Raw genomic sequence first — 8,865 nt, 5'->3', positions numbered from 1 at the left:
AGCGTCAGATGTTTATAAGAGACAGCACCGAGACTCCGAGCGCGTCGGCGACGACCGCCCCCGCGACCGCGACGCCCGACACCACGGCGACACCCTCGGAGACCGTGTCGACCGCCTCTCCCCTGCCGTGGATCCTGCTGATCGTCGCGCTCGTGATCGTCGCCGGGGCGATCGTCTGGCTGTTCGTCGCGCGGGGGCGCCGCGGGTCCTCCGGGGGCGGTTCCACGGGCACCTCCGGACGATAGGATTTCCTCATGCCTCATTACGATCTGGTCATTCTTGGTGCGGGTCCCGGCGGGTACGTCGCTGCAGTGCGCGGAGCGCAGCTCGGCCTGTCGGTCGCGATCGTCGAAGAGAAGTACTGGGGCGGTGTGTGCCTCAACGTGGGCTGCATCCCCTCGAAGGCGCTGCTGCGCAACGCCGACCTCGCGCACACCTTCCACGCCAAGGCCGACCTGTTCGGAATCTCGGGCGAGGTCACCTTCGACTTCGGCAAGGCCTTCGACCGCTCCCGCAGCGTGGCCGCCGGTCACGTCAAGGGCATCCACTACCTGATGAAGAAGAACAAGGTCACCGAGTACGAGGGCCGCGGATACTTCGCCGACGACCACACCCTCGACGTGGCCCTGACCGACGGCTCGAAGGAGCAGGTCACCTTCGACAACGTCATCATCGCGACCGGCTCCACCGTGCGCCTGCTGCCCGGCGTCACGCTGTCGGACAACGTCGTCACCTACGAGGAGCAGATCCTCACCCGCGAGCTCCCCGAGTCGATCGTCATCGTCGGCGCCGGCGCCATCGGCATGGAGTTCGCGTACGTCATGACGAACTACGGCGTGAAGGTCACGATCATCGAGTTCCTCGACCGCGCCCTCCCCAACGAGGACGCCGAGGTCTCGAAGGAGATCCAGAAGCAGTACAAGGGCTACGGCGTCGACATCCTCACCTCCACCAAGGTCGACTCCGTCACCGACCACGGCGACAAGGTCACCGTCGCCTACACGGCGAAGGACGGCTCGACCGGCTCGATCGACGCCGACCGCGTGCTCATGTCGATCGGCTTCGCCCCCAAGGTCGACGGCTTCGGCCTCGAGAACACCGGCGTGAAGCTCACCGAGCGCGGCGCGATCGACATCGACGACCACATGCGCACCAACGTCCCCCACATCTACGCCATCGGCGATGTCACCGCGAAGCTCCAGCTCGCGCACGTCGCCGAAGCGCAGGGCGTGGTCGCCGCCGAGACGATCGGCAACGCCGAGACGCAGACCCTCGGCGACTACCGCAACATGCCGCGCGCCACGTTCTGCAACCCGCAGGTCGCCTCCTTCGGCCTCACCGAGCAGCAGGCGCGCGACGCCGGCCACGACATCAAGGTCGCGAAGTTCCCCTTCTCGGCCAACGGCAAGGCCAACGGCCTCGGCGAGCCCGTCGGCTTCGTCAAGCTCGTCGCCGACGCCGAGACGCTCGAACTCATCGGTGGCCACCTCATCGGCCCCGACGTCTCGGAGCTTCTCCCCGAGCTCACCCTCGCGCAGAAGTGGGATCTCACCGCCCTCGAGGCGGCGCGCAACGTGCACACCCACCCGACGCTGTCGGAGGGCCTGCAGGAGGCGTTCCACGGCCTCACGGGGCACATGATCAACCTCTGAGCGCCGACACGAAAAGGCCCGCCCGGTTCTCCGGGCGGGCCTTTTCGTCGCCCTGGACGAGGGCTCGGAATCTCAGCGGCCGAGCGCGCGAGCAAGTTTGGAGCCGGATGCCGCCGGCCGACCGCCCGCGGCGAACACGGCCGCATCGACCGCGGCGAAGAACGCCGCACGGCCCTCGTCATCGGCAGCGCCGGCGGGGCCGAGCTCGACCTCCCATTCGCGCCACGACGAATCCACGCCGCGCCGCTCGTCCCGCGCGCGGACGTGGTCGTCGACGAACTCGGCGACCTCTCTGCCATCGGCGTCGAGGAGCGCGTACGCCGTGCGGTGATTCCGCACCCGCGCGAGCGGCGTGAACGGCGGCGCGGCGATCGCGGCGACGGCGTGTCGAACCGCCGGAGGCACAACGGGCTCGGCGTCGGGGTCGATGTCGGCCTCGAGGGGCCACTGGGTCTCGGTGCGCCCGCCCGCCCGCGCGGGGCCCTTCACATGCCAGCCGGCGTCGGGCCCGCCGAAGCGTCGACGCACCGCGACACCGGCGCGGGCGAGGTCGGCCCCGGGCGTATCGAGGTAACGGGCGTCGAGGTCACGTGGCTCGGGCTCGCCGACCCGGGCCACTCCCGGCAGCGCCGACCAGTCGGGCAGCGGCGTCGTCTCGTCGACGTCGTACTTCGACTCGACCTCGACGCTCGAGGCCCCGGAGGAGCCTGCGCTCAATCGTCGCGTCCGTCGGCGTCGGGGTTGATGTCCTCGGTCTCTTCGACGAACGCGAAGACAGCCTGGGTCGGGCCGTCGGACTCACCCGTGTGCTCGAGACCCCCCTCGCGGCGGTAGACGAGCTGCCCCTCGCTGTAGGGCATGATCAGCGTGTCGTCGGACTCGTTCTCGAGCGGGAGCACCTGCCCGTCGAGCGGGCCTCCGGTCAGTCGTGCAATAGCCATGCCGTCAGCGTAGACCGCCCCTCCGACACCGCCCGGCACCTTGACAGCGCTCGCCTAGAATCGCTCGGGTGACGTCGACGGACCTGCCCGGGGAGCGACCCTTCGTGCTGCTCGCCACCCGTGCCGAGGACCGCCCGGCCGACGAGGAGTACGCCCTCTTCCTGCGGTACACCGGCCTGCCGCCCGAGCGGCTGCTGCGCGTGCGGCTGGAGCGCGACGATCTGCCCGACCTGGATCTCGACGCGATCTCGGGGATCCTCGTCGGGGGCAGCCCCTTCAATGCCTCGGACCCGCCCGAGAAGAAGTCCCCGGTCCAGCGCCGAGTCGAAGCCCAGATGGCGGCCCTGCTCGATGACGTCGTCGCGCGCGACCTGCCGTTCCTCGGGGCGTGCTACGGCGTGGGGACGCTGGGGACGTACCTGGATGCCGAGATCGACGGCACCTTCGGGGAGCCGATCAGCGTGGTCGATGTGACGTTGACGGCCGCCGGGCGCGAAGACCCCCTCGCGGCGGGGATGCCCGAGACCTTCACGGCCTTCGTCGGGCACAAAGAGGCGATCACGACGCTGCCGCCGCGAGCGACCCTGCTGGCGTCCTCACCCACGTGTCCGGTGCAGATGTTCCGAGTGGGGGCCAACGTCTACGCGACGCAGTTCCATCCCGAGCTCGACGTCGACGGCATCGTCACGCGCATCCACGCCTACGCCGCGTTCGGGTACTTCGCCGCCGACGAGTTGGACCTCACCCTCGCGGCGGTACGACGCGCCCCGGTCGAAGCACCGTCCCGGATGCTGCGGACGTTCGTCGAGCGCTACGCGCGCTGAGGTCGGGCCGCCGGGCGCGCGTGCCGGGCGGACAGAGCGAGGCGAGAGAGTCAGGCGCGGGCGCGAGGGGTCTCTCGGACCACCTCGATCGCGGCCGTGACGGCGGGGTGCGCGCGGCGGAGGTACGGATCCAGCCCCAGGTCGACGAGGTGGACACGGCCGGCCAGCCGAGGACCGCGGCCGCGCACGAGACCGGCCTTGAGGGCGCCGAACGTGACCGTGACGTCGGCGGAGAGGACGACGGCATCCGCGGTCCCGTCGTCGGGGTCGAGACCGCTCGGCACATCCACAGCGATGACCCGCGGGCGTTCGGGGAGGGCGAGAAGACGCTCGACGAGCGCTCGGGCGCTTCCGCGCAGGCGGCGGTCGGGCAGACGTCCGATGCCGAGGATGCCATCGAGCACGAGGACGTAGCCGCTCGCCCCCGCCGCCGCCTCGGACACCGAGATGACGCGCGCACCGGTGGCGACGGCCGCATCGAGGGCCTCGCGGTGAACGCGGTCCCGAACGAGCACGATGTCGACACGGGCGGCCGAGGAGACCAGATCCGCGGCGGCGAACAGGGCGTCTCCCCCGTTGTCTCCCGCTCCGGCGAGGACGAGAACCGCCCCGGGGACGGAGCGCAGCTCCGCGGCGGCGACGTCGGCAAGAGCCCGGGCCGCCTCGCGCATGAGGGGGCGCCCCGCGGCGAGCAGGGGTGCCTCGGCGGCGCGCACGGCGTCGGCGGTGTAGGCGGCGACGCGCGGCGTGGATGGGATCAGGTCGGGCTCGGCCGAACGTCCCGTTCCGTCGGCACGGTCCGGGACGGCCACGGGTCCCGCGAAGGGGTTCGGGTCGACCTCAGCCACGGGACGCGGCCTTGTCGGCGTCGGCCTCGCGCGCGGCGGCGGCGGGGTCGTTCTGAGCGAGGGTTTCGCGCTCCTTCGCCTCGGCGTCGCGGGCGGCCTCCAGTTCGCTCGTCGCGGAGCGCACGGCCTTCTCGGCGCGACGGACGCGGAACTGGATCATCGTGGTCGCCCCGTACTTGGCACGGACGCGGTCGTGGTCCTCCTCGGTCGCGACCGTGATCCAGGCCCCGGCGATGAGGATGACCTGGCTCGAGAGGTTGAGCCACAGCAGAAGGGCGATGAGCGAGGCGAACGTCGCGAGGAGCGGGTTGCTGCTCGCCCCGCCCACGAACAGGCCCGACAACTGCTGCAGGACGACCAGCCCGACGCCGCCGAGGAGCGCCCCACGGATGAGCGTGCTCTTTCGCGTGCGGACGCCCGCGAGGAGAGCGAAAGCGGCTGCGATCGCCGCCGCGTCCAGCACGAGCACGATGGCCGTCGACAAGAGCCAGGTCAGGAAGGCGGTGATCCAGGAGTCGGCCGAGACGCCGAGGAGCTCACGGATGAAGGTGAGCCCGGCCGTCGCCAGGAAGGTCACCGCCGCCGCGGCCACGAGGGCGACGCCGATGCCGAGGGCGAGGGCAAGGTTGCGCAGGAGCACCCAGACGATGAAGGTGTCGTCGGTCGTGACGCCGGCGATCTGCCGCAGCGCCGAGCGCAGCGACCCGATCGCACCGATCGCCGCCCCCACGAGACCCAGCGTTCCGGCGATGCCCGCGATCGTGAGGCCGCCGGGCGCATCGATGTCGCGGACGTCGATCAGTCCGTTCTCGCCGACGAGGCCCGGCACGACGCCGTTCACCGACCGGACGAGCGCGTCGAGGCCGGCGGGGTTGCCCGAGAGCCACAGCGCGGCGAAGGAGAAGCCGATCAGCACCGCGGCGAACAGGCTGAACAGGGTGCGATACGTGACGCTGTCGGCGAGCATGGGGCCCCGCGCACCCGAGTAGACGAGGAAAGCGCGCACGAGGCGGAGCGACAGAGCCCACGCGGTGACGCGACGGATGAGGTCGGCCATGGGCCCAGCGTAACGAGGCGAACGACCGCTCTCGCCGGGGGTTGACCGCCGCGCCCGTCGGAGACAGCCTCGCCGGCCGTTCCGGCATCCGCGCACCGGGGCCCGCCCTCACCCTCCCGCGATCACCCGCCACCACGCGCCGAACAGGAGGAAGGGCCCGAAGGGGATCGACGCACCCCGGGCCCCGGCGAGCAGGGTCCCCACGGCACCGACCCCACCGGCGAGGAAGGCGAGGGCGATCCCGGATGCCACGGCCTCCAGGCCTCCCCACCCGAGCACCGCACCGCAGAGGGCGGCCAGCTTCACGTCTCCGCCGCCGAACGCCGCCGGGCGCACGAGGTGCACCGCGAGGCACGCTCCGAACGCGCCGACCGCCCCGGCACCGATGCCCGCGAGCCGCGAGGGATCTCCGGTGGAGAGCGCAGCCGCGCCCAGCAGGAGCACCACCGCGGCTCCACCCGGGAGCACGATCGCGTCGGGGAGGCGCCGGGTGCGGACATCGACCACCGCGAGCACCACGCTGAGCACCCCGAACACCGACAGGGCGGCAGCGAGAGCCCACGGCATCCGGACCCTCAGGCGTCGAGGACGAGGAGGTCGACCAGAACGACGCCGTCGGGGGCGATCCCCTCGGCCTCGCGCACCGCGCGCTTGAGAGGGAGGACGAAGAACCCGCCCGTCTGCGGGAAGATCGAGGTGCGCCAGGTGGAGCCGCCGATCGTCGCCTCGACGCGGACGCCGCCGAAGCCGCGGCGATACGTCTGGATCTCGCGGATCTCGTCGCTCAGGTCGGCCGGAAGCGCGACGAAGTACCAGTCGCTGTCGGTCCGGGCCTCCCAGCGGTAGACCTCGCCCTCGAAACGCACGATCACGCGGTGCTCCTCTCGTCGCGGGTCACCCTACCCGCGGCCTCCGACACGGCCGCGGCGTCGTCCCCCGTGCAGGAGAAGTGCCCCGACGGCGGCATCGACCGCCGCGGCCGTGGCGACGGCGAGCACGTACACGACCAGGTCGCGCGGGTCGAAGCCGCTGCCCAGCACGAGCGCGGCGGGCGGGAACCGGTCCGCGAGGGCGACCGGCAGTCCGGTGAGCTGGAAGAACTCCACGCCCACGCACCAGGTCACCGCGACGATCCCGAGCACGCTCCGACGCCCCCGGGGCCACAGCAGCACGAGCCCCGTGAAGACGGCCACGGCGTAGAGCGCGTCCCCCATGACGTCGGTGATGTCCGTGGCGGGCATCCCCTTCGCCACCACCAGACCCAGGATGACGACCGCGACGAGGGCGATCGCGGCGGCGACCCGTCGGCGCGCGTGCGTCATGCGAGGATCCCCGCGACCCGCGCCGGTTCCGCGTAGGCGCGGGCAAGGGTGGCGACGGTGTCGTGGGCGTTGAGGCCGCTCGGATTGGGCAGCACCCAGGTGGGGAGCCCCGCGATGGCGTCCTCCTGCCGCCCGGCGACCGCTTTCGGACGCCGGAAGCCGTCGCGGTACGCGGTGAGCCCGACCACGGCGATCGCGCGCGGGCCCCAGGACGCCACGCGATCCGTGAGCGCCGCCGCCCCCGTGCGCAGCTCCTCGCGCGACAGCTCGTCGGCGCGCGCGGTCGCCCGCGCGACGAGGTTCGACACCCCGATGCCCGCATCGAAGATCATGCGCCGGTCCGCGTCGCTCAGGGGTTCGGCATACCGGGGAAGACGGGGAAGGATCCCCGCCTCCACGAGGGCGGGCCAGAAGCGGTTGCCGGGGCGGGAGAACGGGGTGCCGGTCGCCGCCGTCCACAGCCCGGGGTTGATCCCCACGAAGAGCAAGCGGACACCGGGCTCCACGAGGTCGGGGATGGTGGCATCCCGGAACGACTCCAACTCGGCGCGCGTATATCCCATGAGACCACTATGACCACTACCCGCACCGGAGCCGTCGCGTCTGCCAGGATCGGACGAATGGATGCCGTGCCCGCGCTCACCGAGGCCCCCGCGCCGCAGTTCGTCATCGTCGGCGATACCGTCCGGCTCGCGACGTACACCTGGGGAGACCCCGACGCGGAGGCCGTGCTGTGCGTCCACGGCTTCGGGTCGAGCACGCGCGACAACTGGATCAACACGGGCTGGGTGCGCGACCTGCTGCGCGCGGGGTTCCGTGTCGTGGCGGTGGATCAGCGCGGTCACGGCGCGAGCGACAAGCCGCACGACGCGGCGTCGTACACGATGCCCACGCTCGTGAGCGACCTCGTCGCCGTGCTCGACACCTACCTGCTCGATTCCGTCCGCTATCTCGGCTATTCGCTCGGCGGTCGGGTGGGGTGGCAGCTCGCGGTGGACGCCCCCGAGCACGTCGAGCGCGCGGTGCTCGGCGGCATCCCCGACGGCCGTCCGCTCGCGCGGCTGAAGGTCGATCAGGCCCGCGCGTTCCTCGACCACGGCACTCCCGTGGAGGATGCCACGACCCTGCGCTACGTCTCGCTCGCCGAGCGCGTGCCCGGCAACGACCTGCGTGCTCTCGTCGCGATCGCGGAGGGCATGCGCCTCGGCGAGACCGATCCCGACCCGGCGTCGCCTCCGCAGCAGCCGGTGCTCCTCGCCACGGGCACCGAGGACCCGATCCACGACCAGTCGCAGCACCTCGCGTCGCTGCTGCCGCGCGGAGAGTTCGCGGACATCCCCGGTCGACACCACGTGAACGCGCCCGGGGCGCGCGCGTTCCGTGAGGCAGGGGTCGAGTTCCTGTCGCGCGAGGGCTGAGCCGGATCACCCGCGCGCACGGGGCGCGGGCTCGCACGGCCGCGGGATCGGGCGGCCGCGGGATCGCACGAACCGCGCGCCGGCGCGGCCGCGAGCTCCCGCCACACCCCTCATCCGCAGTCGTACACCGTGCCGGGAGCGGACGAGTCGACCACGCAGTTCTGCTCGACCCACTGGCGGATCTGCGCCGACGCCGTGTCGGTCGAGGCCGATCGACCGGACCCTGTCGCACCGAACCCTGTCGCGCCGGCCCCCGCTCCGCGCTCGTCGCCGCCGAGGACGTACCGGAGCTGACCGGACTGGACAAGCGAGACGAAGCTGTCGAGCGTCGGCACGTCGTCGGTGCCGTTGAAGCCGCCGATCGGGAGGATCGACGCGCCGTCGGTGGCGAGGATGAGGGATGCCGCCTGCTGAGCGCCGAACGTGGCCGCGAGGTACGTCGTGTCCGTATCGCGAGCCGTGAGCCAGGCCACGAGTTCGGCGTCTTCGCCCTGCGACGTGCCCGCCTGACCGCCGAAGCCCTGCGCCGCGCCCGTGCGTCCGGTTCCCGGGGCCGATCCGGAGCCGCCCGCCGCGGAGCCGTCGCGTTGCCCGCGCTGACCACCGCCCTGCGCACCCCCGGCCCTGTCTCTTATACCCCTCTGACGCTGCCGACGATCCTCCCCGTCCCTCCCCCCGCCCGCGCCCCGACCCTCACACACCAACAAAACCCGACCCCCGCAACCACCACCCCCCCCCCCCCCCCCCCCCACCCCACCCCCCCCGCACCACCCACCCCACCAGCAACCCACACCAACCTCCCA

General features: G+C 72.1%; 12 protein-coding genes. 3 read left to right on the top strand and 9 right to left on the bottom strand.

Annotated elements, in window-relative coordinates:
* Positions 1-254: 254 nt before the first annotated feature.
* Positions 255-1,652 (top strand): dihydrolipoyl dehydrogenase, encoded by a 1,398-nt coding sequence (gene lpdA, locus NS220_RS00735; protein ID WP_058622203.1) that lies wholly within the window; start codon positions 255-257, stop codon positions 1,650-1,652.
* 72 nt (positions 1,653-1,724) lie between these two features.
* Here the strand turns inward: lpdA and NS220_RS00730 are convergent, their stop codons facing one another.
* Together NS220_RS00730 and NS220_RS00725 are read right to left on the bottom strand one after the other, a co-directional pair.
* Positions 1,725-2,369 (bottom strand): CYTH domain-containing protein, encoded by a 645-nt coding sequence (locus NS220_RS00730; RefSeq protein ID WP_058622202.1) that lies wholly within the window; start codon positions 2,367-2,369, stop codon positions 1,725-1,727.
* Positions 2,366-2,593 carry a hypothetical protein gene (locus tag NS220_RS00725; RefSeq protein ID WP_058613639.1) on the bottom strand — a complete coding sequence of 76 codons (228 nt, stop codon included), beginning with the start codon at positions 2,591-2,593 and terminating at the stop codon, positions 2,366-2,368. Before NS220_RS00725 ends, NS220_RS00730 begins: the two co-directional genes overlap by 4 nt.
* A gap of 68 nt (positions 2,594-2,661) precedes the next feature.
* Here NS220_RS00725 and NS220_RS00720 point away from each other — a divergent pair, with 68 nt between their 5' ends.
* Positions 2,662-3,417, top strand: a complete 756-nt coding sequence (locus NS220_RS00720; protein ID WP_081322913.1) for a glutamine amidotransferase — start codon at positions 2,662-2,664, stop codon at positions 3,415-3,417.
* A 50-nt stretch (positions 3,418-3,467) separates the two neighbouring features.
* On the opposite strand, the gene NS220_RS00715 is transcribed toward NS220_RS00720, so the two are convergent.
* From NS220_RS00715 to NS220_RS00690, 6 genes are all read right to left on the bottom strand, one after another.
* A complete protein-coding gene (locus NS220_RS00715; RefSeq protein WP_242864482.1) occupies positions 3,468-4,265 on the bottom strand; it encodes an NAD(P)H-hydrate epimerase in 798 nt (265 codons plus the stop codon).
* Entirely contained in the window at positions 4,258-5,322 is a 1,065-nt protein-coding gene (locus tag NS220_RS00710; protein ID WP_058622201.1) for a YhjD/YihY/BrkB family envelope integrity protein, read from the bottom strand. The genes NS220_RS00715 and NS220_RS00710 overlap by 8 nt, the downstream gene beginning before the upstream one ends.
* A gap of 108 nt (positions 5,323-5,430) precedes the next feature.
* Positions 5,431-5,889 (bottom strand): prepilin peptidase, encoded by a 459-nt coding sequence (locus tag NS220_RS00705; protein ID WP_058622200.1) that lies wholly within the window; start codon positions 5,887-5,889, stop codon positions 5,431-5,433.
* A gap of 8 nt (positions 5,890-5,897) precedes the next feature.
* A complete protein-coding gene (locus tag NS220_RS00700) occupies positions 5,898-6,194 on the bottom strand; it encodes a DUF1905 domain-containing protein (protein ID WP_058622199.1) in 297 nt (98 codons plus the stop codon).
* A gap of 27 nt (positions 6,195-6,221) precedes the next feature.
* Positions 6,222-6,644: a DUF2809 domain-containing protein gene (locus NS220_RS00695; protein WP_058622198.1), complete on the bottom strand. Its 423-nt coding sequence runs from the start codon at positions 6,642-6,644 to the stop codon at positions 6,222-6,224.
* Positions 6,641-7,207, bottom strand: a complete 567-nt coding sequence (locus NS220_RS00690; RefSeq protein ID WP_058622197.1) for a mismatch-specific DNA-glycosylase — start codon at positions 7,205-7,207, stop codon at positions 6,641-6,643. Before NS220_RS00690 ends, NS220_RS00695 begins: the two co-directional genes overlap by 4 nt.
* Positions 7,208-7,264: 57 nt before the next feature.
* Between NS220_RS00690 and NS220_RS00685 the strand changes: the two genes are divergently transcribed.
* Complete coding sequence (locus tag NS220_RS00685; protein ID WP_058622196.1) at positions 7,265-8,062, top strand: alpha/beta fold hydrolase; 798 nt, start codon at positions 7,265-7,267, stop codon at positions 8,060-8,062.
* 110 nt (positions 8,063-8,172) lie between these two features.
* Here the strand turns inward: NS220_RS00685 and NS220_RS00680 are convergent, their stop codons facing one another.
* A complete protein-coding gene (locus tag NS220_RS00680; protein WP_058622195.1) occupies positions 8,173-8,535 on the bottom strand; it encodes a hypothetical protein in 363 nt (120 codons plus the stop codon).
* Between the last annotated feature and the right edge of the window lie 330 nt (positions 8,536-8,865).

The organism is Microbacterium testaceum, from assembly GCF_001476655.1.
Taxonomy (GTDB): domain Bacteria; phylum Actinomycetota; class Actinomycetes; order Actinomycetales; family Microbacteriaceae; genus Microbacterium; species Microbacterium testaceum_C.
The sequence above is the reverse complement of the archived record's forward strand: the minus strand, read 5'-3'. Positions and strand labels throughout refer to the sequence as shown.